Annotated in this window: 21 protein-coding genes, 4 pseudogenes and 1 other annotated feature; of the genes and pseudogenes, 5 read left to right on the plus strand and 20 right to left on the minus strand. The window is 64.4% G+C overall.

The features are described from left to right. Nucleotides 1-95: 95 nt before the first annotated feature. Both ACH49N_RS33755 and ACH49N_RS33760 read left to right on the plus strand, forming a co-directional pair. A pseudogene (locus ACH49N_RS33755) lies at nt 96-233 on the plus strand (helicase); the annotation flags it as partial. Between the two features lie 54 nt (nt 234-287). Next, nucleotides 288-1,246: pseudogene (locus tag ACH49N_RS33760) on the plus strand (IS3 family transposase); the annotation flags it as partial. Further along, nucleotides 575-706 (plus strand) — a sequence feature (AL1L pseudoknot). It overlaps the preceding pseudogene by 132 nt. 7 nt (nt 1,247-1,253) lie before the next feature. On the opposite strand, the gene ACH49N_RS33765 reads toward ACH49N_RS33760, so the two are convergent. Further along, on the minus strand, nt 1,254-2,648 hold the full coding sequence (locus tag ACH49N_RS33765) for an IS30 family transposase (RefSeq protein WP_317747702.1): 1,395 nt from the start codon (nt 2,646-2,648) through the stop codon (nt 1,254-1,256). Nucleotides 2,649-2,696: 48 nt separating this feature from the next. Between ACH49N_RS33765 and ACH49N_RS33770 the strand changes: the two are divergent. The 3 genes and pseudogenes from ACH49N_RS33770 to ACH49N_RS33780 form a co-directional block, all read left to right on the plus strand. After that, nucleotides 2,697-3,005 (plus strand): annotated as a pseudogene (locus ACH49N_RS33770) (transposase); the annotation flags it as partial. Between the two features lie 30 nt (nt 3,006-3,035). After that, nucleotides 3,036-3,710 (plus strand): annotated as a pseudogene (locus tag ACH49N_RS33775) (AAA domain-containing protein); the annotation flags it as partial. Between the two features lie 31 nt (nt 3,711-3,741). Next, nucleotides 3,742-4,086: a hypothetical protein gene (locus tag ACH49N_RS33780; protein WP_317747701.1), complete on the plus strand. Its 345-nt coding sequence runs from the start codon at nt 3,742-3,744 to the stop codon at nt 4,084-4,086. Nucleotides 4,087-4,651: 565 nt separating this feature from the next. Here the strand turns inward: ACH49N_RS33780 and ACH49N_RS33785 are convergent. The 19 genes from ACH49N_RS33785 to fdxA all read right to left on the minus strand — a co-directional run bounded on the left by ACH49N_RS33785 (nt 4,652) and on the right by fdxA (nt 25,858). Continuing rightward, nucleotides 4,652-5,143, minus strand: a complete 492-nt coding sequence (locus tag ACH49N_RS33785; RefSeq protein WP_317747700.1) for a helicase associated domain-containing protein — start codon at nt 5,141-5,143, stop codon at nt 4,652-4,654. 389 nt (nt 5,144-5,532) lie between these two features. Beyond that, nucleotides 5,533-7,743, minus strand: a complete 2,211-nt coding sequence (locus tag ACH49N_RS33790) for a group II intron reverse transcriptase/maturase (RefSeq protein ID WP_317747699.1) — start codon at nt 7,741-7,743, stop codon at nt 5,533-5,535. Further along, on the minus strand, nt 7,740-8,810 hold the full coding sequence (locus tag ACH49N_RS33795; RefSeq protein WP_317747698.1) for a site-specific integrase: 1,071 nt from the start codon (nt 8,808-8,810) through the stop codon (nt 7,740-7,742). Before ACH49N_RS33795 ends, ACH49N_RS33790 begins: the two co-directional genes overlap by 4 nt. A 455-nt stretch (nt 8,811-9,265) precedes the next feature. Further along, nucleotides 9,266-10,612 carry an NlpC/P60 family protein gene (locus ACH49N_RS33800; protein WP_317747697.1) on the minus strand — a complete coding sequence of 449 codons (1,347 nt, stop codon included), beginning with the start codon at nt 10,610-10,612 and terminating at the stop codon, nt 9,266-9,268. Nucleotides 10,613-10,686: 74 nt separating this feature from the next. After that, nucleotides 10,687-11,739, minus strand: a complete 1,053-nt coding sequence (locus ACH49N_RS33805; RefSeq protein WP_317747696.1) for an ABC transporter ATP-binding protein — start codon at nt 11,737-11,739, stop codon at nt 10,687-10,689. A gap of 66 nt (nt 11,740-11,805) precedes the next feature. Then, nucleotides 11,806-12,336, minus strand: coding sequence for a hypothetical protein (locus tag ACH49N_RS33810; RefSeq protein ID WP_317747695.1), 531 nt, complete (start codon nt 12,334-12,336; stop codon nt 11,806-11,808). Beyond that, nucleotides 12,333-12,944, minus strand: coding sequence for a hypothetical protein (locus tag ACH49N_RS33815; RefSeq protein WP_317747694.1), 612 nt, complete (start codon nt 12,942-12,944; stop codon nt 12,333-12,335). Before ACH49N_RS33815 ends, ACH49N_RS33810 begins: the two co-directional genes overlap by 4 nt. Beyond that, the gene (locus ACH49N_RS33820; protein ID WP_317747693.1) at nt 12,920-14,395 is read right to left on the minus strand and encodes an MlaD family protein; all 1,476 of its coding nucleotides are present in this window, start codon (nt 14,393-14,395) and stop codon (nt 12,920-12,922) included. Before ACH49N_RS33820 ends, ACH49N_RS33815 begins: the two co-directional genes overlap by 25 nt. Further along, the gene (locus ACH49N_RS33825; RefSeq protein ID WP_317747692.1) at nt 14,395-15,546 is read right to left on the minus strand and encodes an MCE family protein; all 1,152 of its coding nucleotides are present in this window, start codon (nt 15,544-15,546) and stop codon (nt 14,395-14,397) included. The genes ACH49N_RS33820 and ACH49N_RS33825 overlap by 1 nt, the downstream gene beginning before the upstream one ends. After that, nucleotides 15,543-16,670: an MCE family protein gene (locus ACH49N_RS33830; RefSeq protein ID WP_358277031.1), complete on the minus strand. Its 1,128-nt coding sequence runs from the start codon at nt 16,668-16,670 to the stop codon at nt 15,543-15,545. Before ACH49N_RS33830 ends, ACH49N_RS33825 begins: the two co-directional genes overlap by 4 nt. Then, the gene (locus ACH49N_RS33835) at nt 16,667-17,665 is read right to left on the minus strand and encodes an MCE family protein (protein ID WP_317747690.1); all 999 of its coding nucleotides are present in this window, start codon (nt 17,663-17,665) and stop codon (nt 16,667-16,669) included. Before ACH49N_RS33835 ends, ACH49N_RS33830 begins: the two co-directional genes overlap by 4 nt. Further along, entirely contained in the window at nt 17,665-18,669 is a 1,005-nt protein-coding gene (locus ACH49N_RS33840) for an MCE family protein (RefSeq protein WP_317747689.1), read from the minus strand. Before ACH49N_RS33840 ends, ACH49N_RS33835 begins: the two co-directional genes overlap by 1 nt. Continuing rightward, nucleotides 18,666-19,829, minus strand: coding sequence for an MCE family protein (locus ACH49N_RS33845; protein ID WP_317747688.1), 1,164 nt, complete (start codon nt 19,827-19,829; stop codon nt 18,666-18,668). Before ACH49N_RS33845 ends, ACH49N_RS33840 begins: the two co-directional genes overlap by 4 nt. Before the next feature lies 1 nt (nt 19,830). Then, a complete protein-coding gene (locus ACH49N_RS33850; RefSeq protein ID WP_317747687.1) occupies nt 19,831-20,745 on the minus strand; it encodes an ABC transporter permease in 915 nt (304 codons plus the stop codon). 6 nt (nt 20,746-20,751) lie between these two features. Then, nucleotides 20,752-21,552, minus strand: coding sequence for an MlaE family ABC transporter permease (locus tag ACH49N_RS33855; RefSeq protein WP_397504945.1), 801 nt, complete (start codon nt 21,550-21,552; stop codon nt 20,752-20,754). A gap of 169 nt (nt 21,553-21,721) precedes the next feature. Next, nucleotides 21,722-23,350: a fatty acid--CoA ligase gene (locus ACH49N_RS33860; RefSeq protein WP_317747686.1), complete on the minus strand. Its 1,629-nt coding sequence runs from the start codon at nt 23,348-23,350 to the stop codon at nt 21,722-21,724. A 40-nt stretch (nt 23,351-23,390) separates the two neighbouring features. After that, nucleotides 23,391-23,798 carry an SCP2 sterol-binding domain-containing protein gene (locus ACH49N_RS33865; protein WP_317747685.1) on the minus strand — a complete coding sequence of 136 codons (408 nt, stop codon included), beginning with the start codon at nt 23,796-23,798 and terminating at the stop codon, nt 23,391-23,393. Nucleotides 23,799-23,861: 63 nt separating this feature from the next. Beyond that, nucleotides 23,862-25,361 (minus strand): aldehyde dehydrogenase family protein, encoded by a 1,500-nt coding sequence (locus ACH49N_RS33870; protein WP_317747684.1) that lies wholly within the window; start codon nt 25,359-25,361, stop codon nt 23,862-23,864. 182 nt (nt 25,362-25,543) lie between these two features. Continuing rightward, nucleotides 25,544-25,858, minus strand: coding sequence for a ferredoxin (fdxA, locus tag ACH49N_RS33875; RefSeq protein WP_007297940.1), 315 nt, complete (start codon nt 25,856-25,858; stop codon nt 25,544-25,546). Between the last annotated feature and the right edge of the window lie 29 nt (nt 25,859-25,887).

Consider the following 25,887-nt stretch of genomic DNA (forward strand, 5'->3'; position numbering starts at 1 on the left):
GGGCCGCCGAATGTCAGTCGCACACATGTATGACACAGCGCTTCAGACTTCTGACGTGGCATTGTGCCCCAGAATCTTTCGGGCTGAGCAGTGAACTCGACGAATCGTGGCAATGCACCTACGCCGATCTGGGCGCACTCGGCGCCATGGCCAGGCAGGTGGTCTGTGTGGGCGATCCCGGTCAGATCGATCCGGTGGTGACCGGCGACGTGTCTCGATGGGACGGCAGCGATATGAACCGTCCTGGACGAGGTGGAGGCTCCTGATCTAACAAGGAGAATGCTGGTATGCCTGCACCGAGGAAGTACGACGCGGAGACCCAGGAACGGGCGGTCCGGATGTATCGGGACCGGATCGCCGAGCACGGAGGCTCGAAGGTCGCCGCCCGTCGCCACGTCGGCGAACTGCTCGACATCGCGCCGGCGACGTTGCGGAACTGGATCGAAGCCGCGGAGCGGAACGACGCCCCGACCACCTCGGAAGCGGGGGAACCAATCGACCTCGACGAGGTACGTCGCCTGCGTAAAGAGAACGACGAATTACGCAGGGCCAACGAAATACTGAAGACCGCGAGTGCGTTTTTCGCGGCGGCGGAGGTCGACCGCCGACTGCGGTGATCGTCGACTACATCGACGCCCACCGGGAACGATTCGGGGTCGACCCGATCTGTGCCGTGCTCACCGAGCACGGCATCAGCATCGCCCCGTCCACCTACTACAAGGCGAAGACTCGCGGACGGATCTCCGCCGCCGAACTGGCCGACGCCTACGCCGCGAACGCCGTCCATGCGGTGTATGTGGCCAATCGGCGGGTCTACGGTGTCCGCAAGATGTGGCACGCGATGAAACGCGCTGGTCACCAGATAGGCAGAGACCAGGTGGCCCGGCTGATGTCGATCACCGGCATCACCGGCGCGGTCCGGGGCAGACGACGCACGGTCACCACCGAACGCGATGAGCGAGCGCCCCGGCATCCGGACCTGATCGAGCGGAACTGGGCCGCACCGCAAAGCCCGGATCAATGGTGGGTAGCCGATTTCACCTACTGTTGGACGCTGGCCGGGTTCGTCTATACCGCGTTCTGTGTCGACGTGTTCTCGCGTCGAATATTGGGTTGGCGGGTGATGACGACGAAGTCCACACCGTTGGTCAGCGGTGTTCTCGAGCAAGCTCTCTTCACGAGACGAAGAACTGACTTCCTTTTCACATCAACAGGTTTGGTTCATCATTCCGATGCCGGAAGTCAAGGCGGATTCAACCGGTCGTCGCAACACCGTGCCGTGAGGACGAGTGTACCTGTTCGGCAAACACTTCCGCTGGAGTTCTCCAACCGTGCACTTTTCGGGGGCGGTTGTTGAGCGCATCGGCGACCGCCTGAAGTTCACGGAAGTTGTATCGCGACAGATCAGTTCCCTTCGGAAAATACTGCCGGAGGAGCCCATTCGTGTTCTCGTTCGTTCCGCGCTGCCATGGACTGTACGGATCACAGAAGTAGACACGGATACCCGTAGATGCCGTCAGCTCGGCATGACGCGCGAGTTCCTTTCCGCGATCCCACGTCACGGATCTGCGTAGATGCTCGGGCAGCGGTGACAGCGTCGCGGCCAGAGCATCACGAACGGACTCCGAACCATATCCGGACAGCGCCGGCCCGTTCTTCACCATCGCCGCTGTTCCATAGCCCTTCAGTCGCGGCAGGTGTAGTAGAGTCGTGAATCTACTGGTGCGCTCGACGAGCGTGCCGATCGCGGACCGGGTCAGACCGATGATGAGGTCGCCCTCCCAATGCCCCGGCGTCTTCCGGCTCTCGACCTCCTCCGGACGGGCGCTGATGGTCACCTTCTCGGTGATAAATCCGGTGCGCTGCTTCCGTGCTCGCGCACGAGGCTTTCGCAGCGCCCGGCCGGTGCGCAAGCACGCGACGAGCTCCCGCTCCAGGCCGCCGCGACCCTCGATGTAGAGCGATTGGTAGATCGCCTCAGGTGAAATGCGCATCGTCGGGTCCTCCGGATAGTCGATCGGTAGGCGATTCGAGATCTGCTCCGGACTCCACGCCGTCGCCCACCGACGATCACCGCGCCGAGGCTTGTTTCGGCCAATCCAAGCCGCATCCGGACCGGACACCACGGTTCCATCGTCGGCACGAATCACACCAGACAGTTTGTCCTGCACATATTCTCGTAGCCGATCGTGTTCGGCGAGCTTCGCTGGTTTTGGGCGCCTCGCGGCGAGGTCGGCCTTCCACTGTGCGGTCGACGCTCGGTATGTGAGCTTGCCATTGCGGGTGGCGGCGTTCCGCCGCAACTCCCGCGAGATCGTCGACGGTGACCGTCCGATCCGGTCAGCGATGTCGCGCATACTCATACCCTTGGCTCGCAGCAGCGCGATATCCTCACGCTCGGTGAACGACAGGTACCTCCCCGAGACCGGGGTCAACTCGATCGGTGGCATCCCACCAGCCTGGCGGAACCACCGTGTCCCCACCGGCCCCGACACGCCGCATGTGGTCGCTGCGTCGTCGCTCGTGAGACCCTCGGCGATCCGCGTCCAGAATGCCCGCTCTAGATCTCGGCGTATCGGAGGCCGTCCCGGTGACCGCATCACCGCACGCCCCGTCAACGCTGCTGCCCACCCGGGTGGTCGTCCCATTCCCACACCTCCGTTATCGAGGTGTTGCTTCCACCGGTTGAGCCTGGTCAATACACGTCCCTTGCCTTCACCGAGTCTCTGGTCGAGTCCGGGATCGCCGGTTCCATCGGCAGTGTCGGGGACGCCCTCGATAACGCTCTGATGGAGTCGACGATCGGGCTCTACAAGACCGAGCTGATCGACCGGGCACAGTCCTGGTCCGGTCGGGCCGAGGTCGAGCGGGAGACCGCCGACTGGGTCCGCTGGTTCAACGCGGACCGGTTGCATTCGTCGATCGACTATCTCTCGCCGATCGAGTACGAGACGCGCTACCGTGAGCAGCGCCCCACCGCTACCTCCATCCCCGAGGTGGCCTGAACGAAGTCTCCACTCGATCCAGGGCGGTTCAATACCGCCCCGAACCTGCCGGGACCGATCGCGCTGCAAGCCGCACACGGCGACGCGGTGGGCGTGGTCCGGCTGCGCCACACCTGGCGGCTCGGACCCGGCACCACCGCCCTGATTCAACCGTTGTTCTACCCCGACCTGCCGTTTACCTCCCGACGACCACCGGAGCACCTGACCGACTCGGGCGGAGTCGTGCTGCCCGAATTGGCGCACCACCCCGTCACGGTCTGCGGTGGCCCGTCAGACCCGACGCTGGTGACCGCGTGCGCACAGCGGGCACGGGAGCTACTCGACGCGGAGCTCGTCACCGCCGAGGACCAACGACCTATGAACGCCACCGATATCGCGGTGGTGGTTCCCCACGTGACGCAGGCGGCGGCGATCCGTGCCCTCCTGTCCGAGCACCCAGACGTGCTGGTCGGCACCGCGAACTCACTGCAAGGGCTCGAGCGTGCCGCTGTGGTGGTGCTGCATCCACTGGCCGGATACCGCACCGCCGAACCATTCAGCCTCGATCCGGGCCGCGCCTGCGTGATGCTCTCCCGCCACCGCGCCCACATGAGCGTCGTCATCGATGACGCGAGCGCCGACGTACTCGCCTACACCGAACCCTCGACCGCGCACGCCACCAATACCGCCCTGTTGGCCGCGCTGCACTGCACTCCCGCTGTGTAGCAACACATCACAACGAAAGAAAATTTGGACAATGTCCGATGAAATCATGACCGAGTTCCGCGCAGAACGGCTGCCGGACGTCGACTCGCCAGCCCAGCTGGCGGCCGCATTCGCGGGGCGGACCCGACCGAACTTCACCTACGAGTACGACGAGGGTTCTCAGGTCCACGACAACGGTGTCCGCGCGGTGCGGGCAAGCGATGGGCTGATCACCTACGCCCGCACATGCAATACCGATCAGGAGGAGGCCATCACGGTCTTCGGGGACTTCCTCGGTGATCTGCACCATCTGGCCGACGTGATGGGCGTCGACTGGGACGAAGCACAGCGAAGGGGAGCGGTCCACTACACCGCCGAACTGTACGGCGCGGACTAACGGAACTGACGGCTGGACGGGTCCGGACGGCCCCGTCCAGCCGGCGGTCCCCGGCACCGGGTGCGCCGGGGACCGGGTACTTCCCGATTCCCATGCGGTCACCACGCGTATCCCTGACCGCGAGATTAATGCGGGTCGATGTACGTGAAATGACCCGTGTTGATGTGCGTGACGCGCTGCGTGTTGATATGCGTGAAGCGGTGCGTGTTGGCAGGCGAGTCGAAATGCGTGCTGACGCACGAGTGAAGATGCGTGTGGTTCAGCGAGTACGTCTCTGGCTGGAGGCCGAAAGTCCCGGAACTACGCGACCGAAGCAGGGTTGGCCGGTGGCCGTCTTGGAGTGCGGCAGAGAAGTTCTGATCTATTTCGTCCACATCGACTCCGTCCACATCGACTGGAATCTGACAGTCCTTCACCTCGCCGAGCGCCGGAGCATGTGCACGGCTATCAGTCCGGACGCCGTGTCCTTCGCCTCGTCGTGGCTGTGGCCGACTGGGATGGGCGCTACCCCTGTCCGCCTCATAGAGCGCGAGTGTCGATCTGTCTGAGGGACAGGTGGTGGTGGCTATCCCATCGGGTGCGCTGAGAGTCGTGGTCCCCGTGGGCGCGGCCCGGGGGACACCCCGAGGACTGCGAGGGGGCGCCGCTCGTTGTCCGGCAGTGCGTTGGCTCGCCACTTTTTCACTGCCCGGTAGAGCCACTGGCCCACCTGTTCACCGTCGGCGGTGACATAGTTTGCGGGGACGAGTGCGTCGCCGTGTTCTTCGCGGTAGGCTGCGATTTCGGTGAGCATCCGTCGCCGCTTGCCCTCGGCCGGTGGCACGGCAGGGAGCGGCGCGCTGTCATCGGTCCACACGAAGCCGATCGCATCGAGTTGCGTAATGCGTTGCGGCGGCAGGGTGCCGAGCATGCGGGCAACCCGCTGACGGTCCTGCCAACGTCCCAGTCGGAAGCCGCACTCGGTGACGTAGTCGGCGGGCATCACGAGTGCGGGGTGACGGTGGCGAAACTCGGCGCAGAGCTGCAGAGGTGAGGCCGCCGGCGGCCGTGCTCGCATCGAGATCACATCCTCAGAAAAGCCGTCACGTGTTGCCTGGTAGTCACTAATAGGACTTTGTTAGGTCGGGAAGGTGTGGTGACAGAGCGGGCAGGTACCGATCCAACGGGCAAGTGCACGTTGGAGTTCACGGAGGATTCCGTAGAGGGTCAGTCCTGCCCAGTCGCTTTTGGGTCGGTCAACCGCAAGGTGGTGAGGAACAGATGTTCGTTCACCCTTCGACTGATACTCGGCACCGTTGTTCTTGTACGGTCCGACCAATGAGGTAGGCCGTCGGGCGTGGTGCCAGCGCAGCTGGACCCGACCCGACGACCCCCTCCCGAACCGGACGTGCTCGCTTTCCGAGCATCACGGCTCTCCAGTGACTACTGCGTGGGTGGCGCGGTTGACTACCCGTTGTGGATCGTGGTGTGGCAGTCGGCGCAGACCACGAGGGTTTTCCTGCGCCGTTTGGCCATGAGTTGGTTCCACACGGGTTGCGGTTGTCCCGGTCTGTGGAGCTCGGCCAGCGCGCGGACGTGGTGGACATCCACCGTGCCGGTTTGCGTGCACAGCTCGCAGCGTCCTGCCTGGAGCCGGGTAACCAGCTCTTTTCGGCGGACGGTGACCGGGCGCGGGATGCGATCGGTCAGGACCGCGTGTTTCTTGCGCCGCAGGGGAATCCCACCGAACCGTGCGATCAGTGGTTGACGGCCTTCGCGCTCTACGCGTGCTTCGAAGCACCTGCGTGGCCCCGACGGTGTGGAGATGGTGGTCTTGTAACGGTCCGCCATCGTGGTCACCGTCGAGTTGTGTTTGCAGGCCAGCGTTTTGAGCATGGAGGTCTTCATCACCCATTCCAACCGGTTCAGTCGATAGACATCACCGGCCAGCAGGTAGTACTCCACCAATCCCCGGTACTGCGCACCATAGGTCCTGACGATCGTGTGGTCGTCCTCGTTGACCATCCGGTTGCGTCGCTCGGGTTTGCCGAGCTTCAGGAACGGGGCGCATTTGGCTTTGATCACATCACGGGCCGGTTGTGAGGGTCGGAGGGTATGCCAGGTGTCGAGGGCCTGGCCGAGGATCGGGTCGACCGGCTTGGTGAACGCGGTGCCGGTCTTGTGCGCGGGGACATCGAGCAGGCAGACCGCGTCACGCGCCAGCACCTGATCGGAGTCACCGACGATGGGGGTGTCGTCGTGCTGCCAGCGGATGCAGCCGACCCGCAGGCGGGTGATCTCGTCGCTGCGCAGTCCGGAGAACAACCAGGACAGTGTGATCGCGTGGACGAGTTCGAACGGGTAGAAGTTCCCGGATTGTGTCTCGGGGAGATCGGCGTGCGACAGATTCAGTCCCGCCCAGAGCAGCTTCGCCCAGATGTCGTCGGCGATTACCCGGGGGTTCGGACCGAGCAGCGCGGTGATGCTGCGTGGAGTGGCCAGTGCGCGCCCAGGATCGAAGCGTCGCGGCAGCCATTCCCATTCCTGACAGTCGGTGAAGAACCTCCGGATCGCCGAGAGGTGACCGTCCTTGGTCGAGGCCTGAAGCGGCTTGCCGATGCGCTTATCGAGTCCGGTGGTGCGGTGCACGTAGTCGCCGACGTTCATCCGGTCCAGCGCGGCGACCCAGGTCGCGCAGGTCTGCCGGGTCCACGCCGTCGGATCGGCGGCCTCGGGATGCTCGGCTGCGATCCAGCGGCCGACCTTGAGCAGGCGGGACCGGACGTTGCCGCGTGCCCGCGGCGTCAATGTCGAGGTCGCGTACCAGCGCACAACCCACCGCTGCCAGATCTGCGCACCGCCGGCCGCCCGAGCAGTGCCACGACCGGTCGTCGCGGGCGGCGGGTCACAGAATCCGAGAGCATTCACCGCCCGCTGCACGGCATGCACAGCGTTCAGCCGGGCGCCGCCGAGCAGTCCGTCACGGCGGACCCGATCGAACAGCTCGGTGCCGAGGTCCTCGAGGTGCGGGCTGCGGCTGAGCAGGAACAGCTGGCAGGCCACCATCGGCAGCAGCGTGTCGTCGCCGCGTCCGAGCCGATAACCCCACTCGGCGAGCACCTGACGAAGCCGGGCGATCTCGCCGTCGACTCGGTCGCGCCCGAAGATCCGCCACGACAGGGTCAGGCGTTGGAAGCTGCCGAGCCGGTGGAACTCGGTGAAGGAGCCCAGCAGGTAGGCGTGCGCCGCGAGATAGGGGCGGACCTCGTCGCCGGCCCAGGCGGGTGCGTTCCGGCGGAACTCGGCCTGATCACCGCCGAGCAGATGCAACCATTCCTGCGTGCTCCAGCCCCAGAAGGTCCGCTCCACCTCGGCGCAGCGCACCAGCAGGACCGCGACGGCGTCGGCCATGGCGCGCCGCCGATGCGCGGTGGCCGGCGAATCCAGTCCTGCGTTGAACGTCTCCAGCGGTCGCAGCAGTCGTCCGATCACCTGCCAGCCCGGCGCGTGCGGATCGTGATACTGCAGCCGCCGCAGGTTGCGCACGCCGAGTTCACCGATGGCCCGGACCTCGTCGCCTCGGAGGTCGACAGTCGTGTCGAATTGATGCGCGACGAGCGGTGAGCACCAACGTGATTCGAGGTCCGGTTCGAGGGTCCCCGACAGCGGCGCGGTCAATGTGGTGTTCCTGCGGTCGCGGCATCAACGCCGGTGAGCATTCCGATGCGCCAGGCGTGGATGTGGTCCATGCCGCGGCCGAGCTTGTCGGCCAGATCCCGCCCGGACAGGTGGATATAGCGCAGCGTCGAGTCCGTGTGGCGATGCCCGGCGAAGGTCGCGATCGCATGCAGCTCCCAGCCCATCCGGGCCAGATCCGTCAAACACAGATGCCGGGTGGTGTGCGTGGAGAACCGCGGAACATCGGCGGCCAGCGCGATCCGTCGCACCACCTTCGACCACGTCCACAGGCTCAACGGCTGCGCGTGATTGCGGCGGGACTCCGACAGAAACAGCGATCCGCGTGCCCTGCTGAGTCTCGCCCGATGCGCGAGATAGTCCGACAGCAGCACCCCGGTCGGAGCCGAGTAGGGCACGACCCGCTCGAGCCGGTTCTTCGTCGTCTCCGCCCGAATCCGCAGGGTGCGGTGGGCCGGGTCGAGATCGTCGGTACGCAGCGCGCACAGCTCCTCACGACGCAGCGCGGCATCGTAGGCCAGCGCCAGCATCACCCGGTTGCGGACCGGTTCCTCGGCGGCGACGGTCAGTATGTCCGCCCACTGCCGCTCGGTCGGGACCCAGGGCAGCTTCGTCAACCGGGGCACCAACCCCCGCTGATGCCCGCCACCGCGTCGGCCGGGTGTGAAACGTCCCCGGCCAACGGGATTGGACTCGCGCAGGCCCTCTTCCATGAGGTGGTCGTAGAACAGCCGCACCGGCACCAGCCGCTGCTGAATGGTGGCATTCGCCAGCCCGGATCCGGAATCGAGCGACACCACATTCGCGCCACGGCGGCTGGGCCGGTCGGTCAACTCCCGCACATAGACGCCGACATGCGCCCGGCTCGCCGTGAGCGGGTCGACGCCCTCCCGCTCGCACATCTCCAGGTACTCGGCAAGCCCCCGGGCGTAGGCGTCGATCGTCCGAGGCGCCCTCCCGAGATCGGTCCACACCCGCAACCACCCGGCCGCCTGCACATGCCGGCCCAGCACCGGCCACTTCTCCTCCAACACCACCGTGCCGCTCAAACCATCTCCTCAGTTCGTGGTCAACACCGAGGAGACATGATCGTCCCCACGGCCAGATTCCACGTAACTTTTAAAAAGCTTAAACGTCAGATGTACGGACGCGCGAACCTGGACCTGCTCCGCAAGCGCGTCATCCATACCGTATAGCTAAGGCCGACAACAGAATCACGAAAAGTGCGCCAGATCCATTTTCAGCGAGCGCCGTCACCATCCGGAGTCTCCACGGAACCGCACGGCCACTTCGGATCCCGGCACAACTCCCGCCAAACCCGCCCACATCAGGCTGCCCTCATCAGGCATGGCGGACACCCAACCGACCAAGCCCAGGATCAGGCCGCAGACACGCCGAGAACGATTCTCACTAAAATGTCGGAAGCGACATCGGGGCGACAGATCAATGAGAAAAGCGACATCAATCACGAGAACCTACAAAAACAACAGGATCACTGTGCGCATCAGAACACCCGGCGCGCCTTCATGTCGTCGAACACCGGGCCCACACGGACGACGTCGCCGGTCGTGGGTGCATGGATCATCTGCCCGTTTCCGATGTAGATCGCGACGTGTCCCGGCCCGTTCGGTCCCCAGTTCCCGAACAACAGGTCACCGGGTACAGCCTCCGGCATCGGCCGTTCGACCCCTACATTCCATTGGGTTTCGGAGGTGCGGGGGAGCGTCACCTTGCCGGCGGTCGCGGTGTATACCGCGTACGAGGTCAGGCCGGAGCAGTCGAATCCGCCTTGGGAGGGGCCGTGGATGTTGCCGCCACCCCACACGTAGGGAAGGCCGAGGAAGTTCATGGCGCTCTCGACGGCCCGTGCGCCCAGCTCGGACAGGGCAGGTCCGCCGAAGGGGGAGAGCAGTCGCGCGAAGTAGTCCTGGGTTGCGCGGATCTTCGCGACGTAGGGTTTGGTCTGGTTCTCGTAGTCGGGGCTACCGGAGGGCATGCCTCCGGAGGCGAGGACGGCGCCAACCCCGGCGTTGTATCCGGCGATCGCGAGATCGAGCGTGTCCCCGCGAACTCGTCCTTGGTGCTTCCACTTGTCGATCTGGGTGTACATGTCGCAGAGGAGATGTCCCGACGCCATGACTGAGTCCGCGACACCGAGGATATCGGCGGTGCCGTCGCCGTCGGCGTCCTTGCCGTAGCTGCGCCAGGTGCCTTCCATGAATTGGCCGGGCCCCTTGGCTCCGACGGGTGAGACCGGTGCGGAGGGGCCGTAGCGGAACCCGTTTTCCGCTGAATAGAGTGCCGCCAGTGTCGGTGCCGTGATCCCGTCGCACAGTGTGCCGGCCTTGGTCAACCAGGGCGCAAAGGTGGCGAATGCATTACCGGGGGCGAAGGTGAGGCGGGGCAGCACGCTACTGGTCGGTGCGGCAAACGCGGTGTCGGTGGCGCTTGTGTCTGCCCAGCTCGAGTCGCCGGAACTGTCGGTATTGCCAGGCTCGGGTACGACATCGCTGTCGGCCGGGGGTTCGGGTGCCGCAGGGGAAGATTCCGGGCGTGGCGGCGTGTCCGCCGGAGGGAGCGGGAGCGGCGGCGCGGGAGGGGATTGAGGAGGAATCACCCCGGACAACGCCTGCGCGGCATTGTCGATCCCCTGCTGCGCGAATTGCTGTACGGGGGCGGGAAGCGTCGCCATCACGTCCCCGACCTGCTGATCGAGGGCCGGTGCTGCCTGTTCGACGGCGGCCAGGGTGTCGGTGACCTGCGTTTTCACCTCTGGCGGCAGGTCAGTGTTGTTCGCGGCGCCACCGGCGGCGATCACGATCGCCGCGATGATGGCGGAGGGGTCGGACATCGTTTGCTCGTTTCTCTACATCGGACAGTCGTCTTCGAGGTCCGGTGCCGGGCTAGCTCGTGCCATGAGTTCGGTCACGGGGCGCTCCAATCATGAACGTCGACGACGCCGAGTTCCTCGGTGGCGGAATCGAAGTCGCTGTAGAGCTGGTGTTCCTCGAAACTTTCCTGAATTGCGATCTGGGCGCTCTCGGGCAGGGTGTGCATGATGTGCCGGACGCGTTCCTGGCGGCGGACGACGGCTTGCCGGAACGGCATCCCTGGGGTGGCTTTCATCTGCGGGACGATGCCCTCGACGTCGTCGACACCGCCGGCGTGGTGGCCGGCGTCGACCATCGCCTGTTCGGCGGCCATGGTGGCTTCGTCCTTCTCCTCGGACATTCCGATCGGGCCGATCATGGTGCCGTTGAGGAACTGTTTGACCACCGGCTGGTCCGAGGTGAGCAGCACCTCGCGGGGGCCGAACATCACGAGTTTGCGGCGGAAGAGCATGCCGATGTTGTCGGGCACCGTGCGGGCGAGGTTGATGTTGTGCGAGACGATCAGGATCGTCGCGTCGATCTCGGCGTTGATGTCGATCAGCGTCTGGGAGATGTAGGTGGTGCGCACCGGATCCAGACCGGAGTCCGGCTCGTCGACGAGGATGATCTGCGGGTCCAGCACCAGGGCGCGGGCCAGGCCGGCGCGCTTGCGCATACCGCCGGAGATTTCGCCGGGCAGTTTGTCTTCGGCGCCGAGGAGGCCGACGAGTTCCATCTTCTCCATGACGACCTTGCGGACGTCGGACTCCGATTTCTTGGTGTGCTCGCGTAGTGGGAACGCGACGTTGTCGTAGAGGTTCATCGACCCGAACAGGGCGCCGTCCTGGAACAGCACCCCGAACAGCTTGCGGATTTCGTAGAGCTCCTTTGAGGAGCATTCGAGGATGTTGGTGCCGTCGATCACGATCGAGCCCTGCTCCGGGCGGAGCAGACCGATCAACGACTTCAGGAACACCGACTTACCCGTACCCGATGGGCCGAGCAACGCGCTGACCTCACCGGTGGGAAGGGTCAGCGAGACGTCCTGCCAAATCCTCTGCGAGCCGAACGACTTGGTCAGGTCGCTGACTGAAACTTCGACACCCATCGAGTTTTCCTTACGTCGGTCCGTGAATTTGCGGATAGGGATACATCACACAGGCGGTGCCGTGGTTCACACCGGAGTCATCTCGGTGATCTGCCAGGAATCGCCGTCGCGGTGCAACGACACCTGGACGCGGCTGCCGTCCAGCTTGGGCGCAGGATTGTCGGTGCTGGTGGTGGACTGATTGAGGAACATCAGCACGGTGGCGGCGTCGGTGTCGACCGAGACGACGGAGGACTCCACGACGGTGGCGGAGGTGACCACCTGCCGCTCCTTCGCGGACGGAATGATGACGTCCTTGCTCACACTCTCGAACTGGCTGCGGAACTCGCCCCCGAGGTGCTCGAGCGAACTGGTGAAGTGGTCGTCGACCGTGTTGAAGTCGTAGGACAGGATGTCGGGCACCAGTTGCGCCGCCTGTGTGAGGGCCTGCTGCCGGGTGTCCTCCTGGCTACGCCCTTCGTGGGCGCGGATCGTCAGTGTCGCGCTGCCGACTGTCGCCGCGACGGCCAGCACGCCGAGGCCGGCGACCAACAGTGTGCGTTTACGGCTGCTCCACGTGCCGAAGAACGAGGTGATGCGAGCGATGTAGGTAATCATGCGACGAACTCCACGTTGGATACGAGCCAGCGACCGTCGACGAGGTCGAGGGTCATTTTCATGCGGTAGACCCGCATTTCACCGTCGGGGGCTTCGGTGTTCTTGACCGTCGACGTCACTGCCGCGAGGACGGTGGCGTGATCGTCCGTCGAGTCGACGATGCCGGCGGACTTCACGGCGCCGGTTGACTCGACCTGACCCTGGTTCAGCACATCCCCGAAACCACCCGAGGACGTGGCGAATTGCTCGTGAAAGGGTCCGGTCGTGCCGTCGGCGACCTTCTTGATGTCCTCGTCGATGCTTTGGTGACGGAGGGTGACCAAGTTGGTCGCCATCGCGGTGGCGGTATCGAGGACGGCGACATCACGGGCCGCGGCGGCTTCGGTGGTCCGCCAATCGCTCCACGATCTCAACCCCAACACCGAACCGGCCAGCACGATCGCACCGAGGAACACGACCGCAGCGAGGGTGGCACGGCCTCCCCGCCGGGCGGGGCCACCGGAGTCCTCGGCGGCGTCCGTCGATGTTTCGGGCGGCCGTTCGGGTCGATCGAGGACGTTGTCGTCGTCGATCGTGTCCGGTGCTAGCGCAGCAGCAGACTCTGCCATGTCAGTTCCTCCTCGGACTGGGTTGGGGATGTGGCGTCGATGGAGTACAGGGCGCCGTCCGGGGCGCGGAACGTACCGGTGATCGGGTCGTAGGGTGCGGTGGCGACCGTCGGGGCCTGCCGGCTGGACCAGGTCGCCGGGGCCGCGGAGACCGGAGCCTGCTCAGCGATGTCCGACTGTTCCGGCTCCGGCACCGTGGGCAGTGCGGGTGGTGCGCTCGGTGCCGGGGCGTAGGGCTGCCCGGGCCGGGCCAGCATCTGCGGCCAGGTGGACGGCAGACCGCCGGGGCATTCGCCGACCTCCGCGGTCCGCACGGAGGGGTCGGTGGCGCACGGAAGGTTCCGGGCACCGCGCACCACACGCGGCTCGTTCGGGGGCAACTTGCAGTACGGGTCGGCGGCGGGTTCGGCCGGCGATAGGTCGCCGGGATCGCGGCGCTGTGTCTGCTCGTAGCCCTCGGTGCAGGGCAGCGGGTTGGCGGTGTTGCCGAGTTTAATATCGAGTGGGCCCTGACCGTAGGTGCGGTCCGCGCCTTGTACACCCTGGTGCATGTGATTGATCGCGGCGGACATTGCCGGGTAGATCACCAGGATCTGGCGGATACCGGGAACGTTGACTCGCAATACCTCTCCGACGCTCTGCAGATTCGCCAGCAGCAGCGGCAGCGACGGCTGCAGGTCGGCGAGTGTGCCGCCGAACGCATCGAAGAAGGCGGGACCGTTGTCGAGGGTTCCTCGGATCTGAGCGTCGTTCATGGTCAGCTGCTCGGTGAACGAGGTCAGGTCGGTGGAGAAGCTGGCGATATCGGGACCCGCTGTGTTCACCGCCGTCAGAACCGGTTCCGCGTCGTTGATCAGGGTGGTGGTCGGGCCCAGGTTGGCCTGGGCGAGGGCGATGAGCGGGCGGGACGAGTCGATCAGACGCGAGAGGGTGGGACCGGCACCGTCGAAGGCGGTGTAGGCCTCGTCGACCGTGGCCTTCAAGTCGTCCTTCGGCAGTCCGTCGAGGAGGGTGCTGACCTCGTCGACGACCTGCGCTGCCGGCACCGGCAACGTTGTCCGGGATCGATCGATGACGTCGCCGTCGGCCAGGAACGGACCCTGGGATGTGGTCGGCACCAGATCGACGTACTGTTCGCCGATCGCCGAGACGCTGCGCACGTAGGCGTCGGTCGATGTCGGGATCGGGTGGTCCGAGTCCAGTTGTAGGTGCACGGTCACGTGATCGGGGGTCACGTCGAGCGACCTGACCACACCGACATCGACACCGCGGTAGGTGACGAGGGCGTTCGCGTACAGGCCGCCGGCGCGTTCGAGTTCGACATCGACCGAGTACATTCCGATACCCGAGAGCCGGTTGAAGCCCATGTAGCTGTAGACGGAATTGGCGACGGCGACGACCGCGACGATGGTGAAGATCACGAGTTGGGTGCGGACCAGTTTCGTGCGCATCAGCGCTGACCTCCCTGCGGTTGGAGCGTACCGGCGGCCGGGGTCGCGGCCGGTGGTGCGCTCGCGGGCCGCTGGGTGGGAACGAGTAGCGGGTTCGCCGCCTGCCGCGCCGGGTTCAGTCCCGCCAGTTCGGACACCGGGATGCTTCCGAGGACCTTGCCGCCCACCGTCTCGGCAGTCAGATCGAGGGTGAGGAACAAATTCACGTAGTCGCCTCGGATCGCCCGATCCGTGGTTTCGACCGGGAACGGAATCGTGGCAGCGATCTTGAGGGCCTCGGGGATGGAATCGCCTACCGAGGCGAGTTGGCTCAGGGTCGGCTGCAGGGCAGTGAGATTGGCGTGCAGATCCTCGCGGCTACCATTGAGGACCTTGGTCGCGACGTCGCCGAACTGGCCGACACTGGTCAGCATCGTCGTCAGCTGCTGCTGCTGATCGTTGAGTACCTGTGCCGCTGGGGTGATCGTCTCGATGCCGCGATCGAGGGTGGCGTTCTGCGCCGCGACCTCGGCGCCGAGGCGGTCGAGTCCATCGATCGCCCGGACGATATCCGCGCGTTGTCGGTCGAGGTTTCCCATGACGGTCTCGAGGTTGCCGAACAGCTCGTGCAGGTTCTGTTCCCTACCGTCGAGCACCCGAACGAGTTCGGAGGTGACCGTGCGGATTTGCTGCAGTCCGCTGCCATTCAGCACCAACGACAGTGCCGACAAAACCTCTTCGGTCGACGCGTACTGGCTGGTGCGGGCGATGGGAATGACGGCGCCGTCCGTCAGCGTCCCGACCGGTTGTTCACCGGAGGGAACCGACAGCTCCAGGTACTGGGAACCGAGAACACTGGTTTGCGCCAATTTCGCGCCGACGTTCGCCGGGATCTGTGCGTCCGCGCGCAGTTCGAGTGTCAGGCGCGCGATCCAGTTCTCCCCACCGATGCGGGCGATGTTTCCGACGATCACGTTGTCGGCCTTCACGGGGGAGTTGCCCACCAGATTCTGAATGTCGGCCAGTTCGACCGTGACTTCGTAGGTGTCACCGCTGATGGCGTTGCCGGGCAATGGGATCGAGTTGATTCCGTCGAAGCGGCAGCCGGTAACGGTCACCGCCACACCGAGTGTCAGGGCGGTGCAGGCACTCAGTCGTCTGAGCGAGATCATCGTGTTCCCCCGCTCGGTGCCGGTGCCGGTGCCGGTGCCGGTGCCACCGCCTTCTGGACCAATCCGTTGGCGAGCGCACCGGTGGCTTTGGAACATTCGTCGGCCGGCGCATTGGCGGTGGTGAGCAACGCGCAAATCAGCGATCGGGGGTCGGGGGGAAGGTCGGATACTGCGATCGCGGCCGTCAGCGAGTTCGAGTCGGGATCGTAGATGTTGTAGAAGTTCGACAGTGAGGTCGGCGCGGTGTGCAGGATCGAGGCGAGGGTGTCTTCCCGGTCGACGAGCTGGCGGGTGAGGTCGGTGAGCTTGCCGACGTCGGTGGTCAGTGCCCCACGGTTGTTCTGAAGGAACGCGGTGACCTCGTTGAACGTCGCGAGCATGCTGTTGAGCAGGGCGTCGAGTTCGGTGCGGTTGTCGTTGAGCATCGACGACGTCGTGGCCAGTTCATGGCTGAACGCGGTGATCTGTTGTTCGTTGGCGGCCAGGGCGGAGGTGAAGGTCTGCAGGTTTCGGACCGAGCCAAACAGATCTTCGCCGCCTTTGCTGAGGGTGCTGGTGGCGTCGGAGAGCTGTACCAGCGAGTCGTGCAGGGTTTGCCCGTTACCGCGGAGAGCATCCGCGGTGTTTGTCACGAAGCGGTTGAGCGAACCGTCGGGGTTCTCGGGTGTGCGTCCCACGTCCTGTGTGAGCTTGACGACCTGTTCCTTGACCTCGTCGAATTCGACTGGAACTGCGGTGCGCTCGACGGGGATCGTTTGCCCGTCTGCCATCTTGTCGCCGCCGACGTACGCGGGGGCGAGTTGGATGTACCGACCGGTGACCAGAACCGGGGCGACAATGGCAGCTTTGGCGTCGGCGGGGACGTCGTACTGTCCGTTGTAGCTGAATTCGACGCGGACCTGGTCGCCTTCGGGCACGATGTCGTTGATCTGGCCGACTTCGACGCCGAGGATCATGACACGGTCGCCGATATAGAGTCCGCTCGTGCTGCGGAAGAAGGCGGTGATGTGGTGCGTGGAGTGCCCGGCGACCCAGGCTCCGGTGCCCAGTACCAGGGCGGCGACGATCACGACGAGAAGCAGAATCTTCGCCGGCACACGCGAGGTGGTCCTCGTGGCCATCATCGGGGACCTCCGAGGCTGCCGGGAACCTGACCGGCCAGGTTCGCGGGAAGGATGTTGTGCAGGAGAGCGCTGAAGAACGGTGCGCTGCCCAAGACGTCGCCGATCTGCTGGGAGTAACGCTCGAGCCCGGTCAGGGAGGCGTTGATGTTGTCGTAGTTGCTATTCAAGGTCGTGACCAAGGTGTCCATCTGTTCGAGAGTGGGCGCAAGTGTGGCCTCGTTGTCCCGCTCGAGGGCGGTCAGTTCGTCGGCGATCTGGCGGGTTTGCACGAGGATGCGGTGGATGGAGTCGGCGCGTTGGTTGAGGGCATCGAACAAGGTGTGTCCCTGACCGAACAGGTCTGCCACCCGTTGACTGCGCTCGGCGAGTACGGTGCTGACGCCTGCGGTGTTTGTCAGAAGGTGACGCAGGTCCGCGTCCCGGCTTGCCACCGTCTCGGACAACCGGGACAGGCCGGTCAGCGATGACTTCAGGTCGGGTGGCAGGGCCTGCTCGACCGCCGAGAGTTGGTCGAGGGCACCGGACAAATCGACGGTGTCCGTCTGGGAGAGCTTGTCGGTTACTTCTTCGAGCGAGCGGGTGACGTCGTAACCGGACGTGGTGCGTGAGAACGGGATGGTGTCGCCTCGCCCCATCTCACCCTCTCCCTCCGGGGTCAGTTCGATGTATCGGCGCCCGAGTGCGGTTTCGACCTTGATGGCAGCACGAGTGTCGTTGCCCAGGCGCGCGTTCCCGCTGTCTGCGTCGAATTCGACGTCGACCTTGTCTCCGTTTAGGGAGATCTCCCGCACCTTGCCCACCTTGACGCCGGCGATCTGGGTGGTGTCACCCACCACGAGGCCGCTGGCGTCAAGGAACTCGGCATGGTACGTCTTCGCGCCGAGGCCCGGGATGGTGTCGAAGTTGAGTGCGACGGCGAGGACGCCGACGAGGACGAGGGTTCCGATCACACCGAGTCGGATCGGGTTCCGTTCGAGGAACGACTTGGTTGCCATCACTTGCACCTTTCGGCGGGCGCGGTGAACATCGGCGTGACTCCGCCCGGGCCCTGCGCGTACTTGATTGCCAGTCCGCATACGAACAAGTTGACGAAGCTTCCGTATCCGCCTGCCCGCGCGGTCAGCCGGTAGGTCTCGGGAAGCTTGCTCAAAATGAGATTCACGGTGTCGGTCTGTGTGTTGAGCTGGCCGGCCAGGTCGCCGAGCGCGGACACATCCTGGGCGATGGTGGGCCGGTTCTCCGTGAGAACGGTCGCCATGGCCTTCGAGGCGTCGTCGATCTGGCCCAGTGAGTGGCTGATCAGATCCCGGTCGTCGTTGAGGCCGGCGACCAGTTGTTGTAGTTGGTCGACCAGGGTTGCGAATTGGTCGCGTCGGTTGTTGACGGTCCCGAGCACGGTGTTGAAGTTCGCGATGACCTGGCCGATGGCCTGGTCGCGGTCGGCGAGTGCGTTGGTGAAGGTGTCGATCTGGGAGATCAGTTGGCTGATGCTGGCTTCCTGCCCGTTGAGCACCTGGATCAATGACGTGGATAGTTGGTTGGTCTGGTCCGGATCCAGGCCCTGGAGCAGGGGACGAAAGCCGTTGACGACCTGGTCGAGATCCAAGGCAGCCGTTGTCTGAGCGAGTGGTATCGGATCCTGGAGCGGGCTCGGGTCGAAGGATCCCGGGGACAGGTCGACATAGCGGTCGCCGATCAGATTCTTGTACTTGATCTTCGCCTCGGTCGCCGCGGTCAGCGGGCGCTCGGTCGAGAGGGAGAAGGTGACCAACGCCGTGCCGTCGGAGTTGACCGAGACGTCGGTGACCTTCCCCATGGGCACTCCCGCCACCCGCACGTCTGAACCGCTTCCGAGGCCGGATGCGCTGGTGAAGACCGCACTGTAGGTGTGTGTGCTGCCGAAACGGAGGTTCCCGACTACCGTTGCGACACCGAATCCCGTCAGGGTGGTCACCAGTACGAAGATCAGCAACTTCAGGCTGGGTGACGTCTTCGTCATCGCAGACCTCCTAGGAAGAACTGCGCGAAGGGGTTTCCGATCAGATCCATCGGGGTGCGTGCGGGTCGGTAGGCGGCACTGCCGTCGTCGAAATCGGTGTGTCCCTGCGGTTGGGTCCAGTCGTAGCAGGCGACCGGTCCATTGGCACGCACCACCGGGAGGTTGGCCGGATTCGTGTACGGCGGATCCCCCATCAGCAGGGTGCCGAGGATGTTCAATCCGGGCTGATCACTACCGCCGATTGTGCGCTCGAGGTAGGTGTTGGTCTGCACGAGGCTCTCGACCAGGCAGGGCAGCGTCGGCGCCCGTTGCGCCAGCAGTGCGGTGGTCGGGGCCAGGGAGGACAGCGACTCGGTCAGCGGGGTTCCGCTGGCCTCGAAGAAGGAGCGTCCGCTGTTGCCGAAGTTGGTGAAGCTGAGCAGGAATGCCGTGAACTGGTCTTGGCGGTCGGTGAGGGTCGTCGCCGTCGTGCTCGCGTGGTCGACCGTTTCCATCACGTCCGGTGCCGCGGCCGCGAGGACGTCGGTGGTCTCGGCTCCGCGTACCAGGTCGCGCCGCAGGGTGGGCAGGCTGTTGTTGAAGCTCGCCAGGTAGGTATTGAGTTCGACCAACGTGTCACCGAGCTGGTCGCCGCGGCCGTGTAGCGACGTGGCGAGTGCATTGAGCGTTCCGTTGACCTTCTCCGGTTCCACCGTCCGTAGCACGGTGACCAACGACTCGAGGAGGTCGTTCACCTCCGTGGCCACCCGTCCTGTCGACAGGACCGTGCCGGCAGAGAGGGGCTCCGGCGAAGGAGAGTCCGGTTGGGCGAGGGTGACGAACTTGCGGCCGAACAAGGTGGTGGGGTCGATCGCGGCGGAGACGTTCGCGGCGATCGACTGCGCACGTCCTTTGTCGATGTCCATCGAGATCTCGGCGCGCCCGTCGACCAGTTTCACCTCCGTGACCCGGCCGACGACGACCTCGCGCATCTTCACGTCCGAGCCGGGTTCGAGCATCAGGCCCGCTCGGGTGGAGTAGAGCTTGACGGGGACTGCGGAGGTGAAGCTTCCCCGGTATACGGCGACGGAGGTAGCGGTCGCGAGTGCTCCTACTGCGACCATGACGAGACCGAGTGCAACGTAGGCTTTCCGGCTGCGTTCTGCAAGGTGTCCACTCATGTCAGCCCGACACCCTCACTGCCCCAGCGGAGCCGCCGTAGACCGCGATACCGATGAGCAGGTCGATCACCATGATGGATATCAGCGACGTCCGGACCGCCCGGCCGACCGCGACACCCACCCCCGCCGGACCACCACTGGCGTTGTACCCGTGATAGCAATGCACGCACATCACCACCACGGACATCGCCACCACCTTCACCGCCGACCAGATCACATCGCTGGGAACGAGGAATACGTTGAAGTAGTGCCAAAACGTTCCCTTCGCCTCCCCGACCATGTAGACGGTGACCAGTTGGGTCGCGGCGTAACCGACGAACAATGCCACCGAGTAGAGCGGGATCACCGCGATCACCCCCGCCATCACCCGGGTCGTGACCAGGTAGGGCAGCGACGGAATCGACATCGTCTCCATCGCGTCGATCTCCTCACTGACCCGCATGGCACCGAGTTGTGCGGTGAATCCGGCACCGACAGTCGCGGTCAACGCGATCCCGGCGATCACCGGGATCGCCTCCCGGGTATTGAAGAATGCGGAGATGAAGCCGGACAATGCGCCGATCCCGACGCGACCGAGAGAGGTGGCCCCCTGCTGGCCGACCTCGTAACCGACCGCGGCGGTCAGCAACGAGATGACCATGAGAGTCCCGCCGATCACCGCCAGCGCTCCGGTACCCATGCTCACTTCCGCGAGTAGCCGTACCGTTTCGGCGCGATAACGGCGGAACGTTCGCGGAATCGCCGCGATCGTATGATTGTAGAAGGAGAACTGTCGGCCCATCTCCTCCAGATGGCCGACCGGCGCATCAATCACCGTGAGCGCGACGGCTCGGGCTTTCCGGGTACCCGAAGGCTGGTTCGATTTCGACACGAGATTCCCGTCGTCATTTACGTGCAATTTCTGCAAAGAGTTCATAGGTAGTCAGTGCATTGCCAAGGTGGTGATGATTGAGTTCGCCAGAAACAGCAGCAGGAAGCTGAACACCACCGTCTGATTGACGGCGTCTCCCACGCCTTTCGGCCCGCCCCTTACGTTCAGGCCGAGATGGCATGCAACCAACCCGGCGAGCATGCCGAACACGGCAGCCTTGATCTCGGCGACGAAGAAATCACCGAGACCGGTAATGATGGAGATCGCCGTGACGTACTGCCCGGGTGATGCGCCCTGCATGTACACGGTGGCGATGTACCCGCCGACGAGGCCGACCGCCGAGACCAGACCGTTGAGGAAGATCGCGATGAGAGTCGACGCCAACACCCGCGGAACACAGAGACGGTGAATGGGATCGATGCCGAGAACTTTCATCGCGTCGATCTCCTCGCGAATTGTTCGCGAACCCAGATCCGCGCAGATCGCCGTAGAACCGGCGCCGGCCACCACCAAAACCGTGACGATGGGGCCGATTTCCCGGACGATCGCGACACCGGCGCCGGCCCCGGCGAGATCGACCGCACCGATCTCGGCGAGGAGGATGTTGATCTGGTAGACGAACATCATGCAGAACGGGATTGCCATCAACAGCGCGGGCATGATCGACACACTGGCGATGAACCAAGCCTGCTGGAGGAACTCCCGCAGGTGAAACGGCCGCTTGAACATGCAGCGATACGTCTCGAGTGAGCTCGCGTAGAAGGCGCCCACCGCGCGTGGCGCCACCCGTAGTGCCGCCCTCGCCTTGGCGCTTCTTTCGCCAGGCGTGACCGATCTGTCGAGCAGTTGCACGTTAGTCCTCCGTGCTCATGAATTGGGTGCCCGAATGTGAGCCGCGCCAATTCGATGTGTTCAGCATGAAGCCCGATAGGCGTGGGGAGAGCCATGGGGAGAGCGGGGATACGGCCCCGCGATAACAGCTTTCGCGGGGCCGTATCCGCATGCACATGGGTAGAACCGGTCACCCCACATTCGTGATTGTCAGCCTGCCGTCCGCGTGGTCCGCGCGCAGCAGTTTCTTATCGAACTTTCCCACGCTGGTACGGGGGACCTGCTCGATGAACGTCCATCGTTCGGGTAGCCACCAGCGCGGAACCTTGTCGGCGAGCCACGATTGCAGCTCCTTCGGAGCAATAGCCGACCCCTCCCGCAGCACAATGACCGCGAGCGGACGTTCCTGCCATTTCGGGTCCGGTACGGCGATCACCGCAGCCTCGAAGATATCGGGGTGCCCGATCAGGATGTTCTCCAGTTGCACCGAGGAGATCCACTCGCCACCGGACTTGATCACATCCTTCGCCCGGTCCGTCAAGGTCAGGAAGCCTCCGCGGTCGATGTGACCGACGTCGCCGGTTCGCAGCCAACCATCGTGGAACCTGTCCTCGTCCGCCACCTTGTAATACGAGGCGGCGACCCAGGGTCCGCGAACCTCCAACTCGCCCACAGCCTCGCCATCGTGCGGCAACACCGCGCCGTCATCTGCGACGATTCGCATCTCGACTCCACACACGGCGCGACCCTGTGTCGACCGCACGCGCCAGGCCTGTTCGGGGGAAGCCCCCACCGGCGGCCGTGCGACCGAAGCAAGCGGCGAGGTTTCGGTCATTCCCCATGCCTGCAAGACGGTGACCCCGAGCTGCTCCTCGAATGCCTCCATCAACGAGCGTGGCACCGCCGATCCGCCGCAGGCCACCAGCCGCAGCGACGAGAAGTCCAATGCCCGATTCTTCTCGGCATGCAGGAGCACGTCGTTCCAAATCGTGGGCACCGCACCGGCGACGGTGGGCCGCTCCGTGTGGACCATCTGTGTGAGCGGACCTGCTTGCAGAAACCTGTCCGGCATGAGCAATTCGGCCCCCGCCATCAGCGCCGCGTAGGGCAGGCCCCACGCATTCGCATGAAACATCGGCACGATCGGCAGGACGCGGTCGGACTCGCAAATACCCAAGCCGTTTCCGGTGCATGCCGCCATCGAGTGGAGATACATGGATCGGTGGCTGTACACCACGCCCTTGGGATCACCTGTGGTGCCGCTGGTGTAGCACATGGCGGCTGCGGAGTTCTCGTCCACTGTGGGCCAAGGATATTCATCCGATTCCCCGGCTAGTACCTCTTCGTAGCGAAGCACCTCGGGACCTGTGCCGTCGAGCGCCGAGGTGTCACCCTCGCCGGTGACCAGCACCGTCCGTACCGACTTCAAATCGGGCAGTACGGGCGCGAGCAGGGGCACCAGGGACGAGTCCACAATGATGACTCTGTCCTCCGCGTGGTTGGCGACGTAGCGGATCTGCTCTGCGGAGAGTCTGATGTTCAGCGTGTGCAGTACGGCGCCCATAGCGGGGACGGCGCAGTACGCTTCCAGATGTTCCTGGTTGTTCCACTGGAAGGTGGCCACCCGGTCATCCCCGGTGACTCCGAGACGGTGCAGGGCAGACGCCAGGTTTGCGCACCGCTCACCGATCTGGCGGTAGCTCGAACGGCGGAAACCCTGTTCGGTGGCGCTGATCACCCGCCTGTCGCCGTGCACGCCGGCGGCGTGGTGGAGTATCGACGACACCGACAGGGGAGCACTCTGCATCGTGCCTTGCATCAGTTGGATTCCTTGTGGCCTCGATGAACGGTATCGCTGGTCATTTCTGCTGGAGGTCGCTACGGCCGTCGGCCTCGAGCATCGCCTTGTACGCGGGGAAGAGCAGCTTCGCAGTCGGGACCAGCTTGAGGATCTTCTGCACCGGACCCTTGGCCCGCACCTGCCCCTTTGCCAATGCCACCGACAGGTTCACCTTGCCCTGCCAGAATCCATTGCCCGTGTCCGCGGACATGAACAACTCGATGTCCGGCTTGATGTCGGTCGCGCCCGCGAACACCTTGCCGTTGGGCAGGTCGACCGTCACGATCGCGTCGGGGTCTGTGTAATTGATCTGCAGCACAACGCCCGACCCGGAGAGCTTGGGTCCGATTTCGGGATCTGCCAGGCCCTTCTCGAAGACCCCGCCGATGTACTTGTGGACCTCTGCATCGTTCTTGAATACGCCCATTGGAGTGATTCCTTTCGTGTGTTTGACTGTTCGTACGATTCGATCTCGCCGAGTGACCCTCGGTCAGTCCAGGCCGATCCATACGGATTTGGTCTGCGTGTATCCCAGCAGGGATTCCTCCCCGAGGTCTCGCCCGTACCCCGATGCTTTGTAGCCACCGAATGGCGCCGCGGGATCGAGCATGTTGTACAGATTGACCCAGACGGTGCCGGCGGCGAGCTCCCGCGCCACCCGATGAGCCCGCTTGAGGTCGTCGGTCCACACACCTGCTGCGAGTCCATATGCACTGGAGTTCGCTCGGCGCACCACTTCCGCTTCGTCGTCGAAGGTCAGCACCGACAGCACCGGCCCGAAGATCTCCTCCGTGGCGATCGACATATCGTCACGCACATCGGTGAAAATCGTTGGTGTGAGGAAGTGTCCCTTACCGAGCGCGCCCCCCGGATGCTCACCACCACAGACCAGGGTGGCTCCCTCCCGGGTGCCTGCGCGTACGAAGCCCTCGACACGGTCCAGCTGCATCGCGGAGACCAATGGGCCCATCTCGGTGCTCTCGTCCAACCCATGACCGAGCTGAATCGCTCGGGTGGCCGCCTCCAGCTCGGCTACGAGTTCGTCGTGGACCTCGCGGTGGACGAAGAGCCGGGAACCGGCACAACACACCTGTCCCTGATTGAGGAAGATTGCTGCTAATGCGCCCTGTGCTGCGGCCTTGAGATCGGCATCCGGGAAGACGATGTTTGCGGACTTTCCACCCAGCTCGAGGGTGAGCTTCTTGATGCTCGGCGCGCTGGCGGTGATGATCCTGCGCCCCGTTTCGGTCGATCCGGTGAACGAGACCTTCGCAACCTTAGGGTGATCAATCAGGGCTTGCCCCGCCTCCGGGCCAAACCCAGTGACCAGGTTGAGGACTCCGGGGGGCAGTCCGACCTCGAGTGCGATTTCGGTCAGCCGGAGCGCGCTCAGCGAGGTATGTTCGGACGGCTTGAGGACAACGGTGTTGCCTGCCGCCAGCGCGGGTGCCACCTTCCAGGAAGCGATCAGTAACGGAAAGTTCCACGGCGCGATCGCGCCGATCACCCCCAGCGGTTCTCGCTGTGTGTAGACAAGTGCCTCTCCTACCGCCGGTGAAACCGGCAGAGTCTGGCCGGCGAGTTTCGTTGTCCACCCGCCGAAATATCGCCAGATTTGGCTGGCCAGACTCACGTCGATATACAAAGACTCCGACAGCGGCTTGCCGTTGTCGAGGGTCTCGAGCGTGGCCAGTTCCTCCGCGTGCGCCTCGATCGCGTCCGCGACGTCGAGCAGTATCCGACCTCGAGCGGCGGGACTCAGGCGGCGCCAGGACTGGAAGGCCACACTTGCGGAGTCGACGGCCCGATCCACGTCGATCGCGCCGCCCGCCGAAATGTTCGCCAGGACTGCGCCAGTAGCCGGGTCCGTGGTGGGAACCTCACTGCCGTCCGCCGCTGCCAACTTCTCTGTCCCGATCACGATGCTCGCGGAAGCGCCGCGCAAGAAGGACTGCACCGCCTCGGGTATGTCCACCGACATCATTGTCATCGGGCACTGCCTTTCTGTGTAGAAGATGATTCAAAAGTTCCTTGCGGCACAACGCAGCCCGAACAATTGTGAGTGGCTGTCGAATGGTTGCGGCACATTTCACGACCGACGAGGTGCGGCGCAAGTGCGGAGGCCTCTTTTGTCGAGGAAATACGACCGAGGCGATTCTCAATCGACGATTGTCATTTTTCGTCGAGCGTCTTCACATACTCAGAATCGGCGATCGGAAGGTCGACATTACTCGAACCACCTGGACTGCCGAGATCCTTGGTTACTTCCCTCGACGATTCTTGGAAGGGCTGCCACTGCTCATCGACCTTTTGTGCGGGACGGATGGCACTGACGGGACACACCGGCTCGCATGCACCGCAGTCGATGCACTCGTTCTGATGAATGTAGAGCATCCGGCCGCCCTCGTAGATGCAATCTACCGGGCATTCTTCGATGCACGACTTGTCCATAACGTCCACACACGGTTCACCAATGACGAATGCCATCAGATCTACCTCCTTGCTATTTGCGTGAC

The sequence above is a fragment of the Rhodococcus sp. NPDC019647 genome (assembly GCF_044389235.1).
GTDB lineage: Bacteria > Actinomycetota > Actinomycetes > Mycobacteriales > Mycobacteriaceae > Rhodococcus_F > Rhodococcus_F oxybenzonivorans.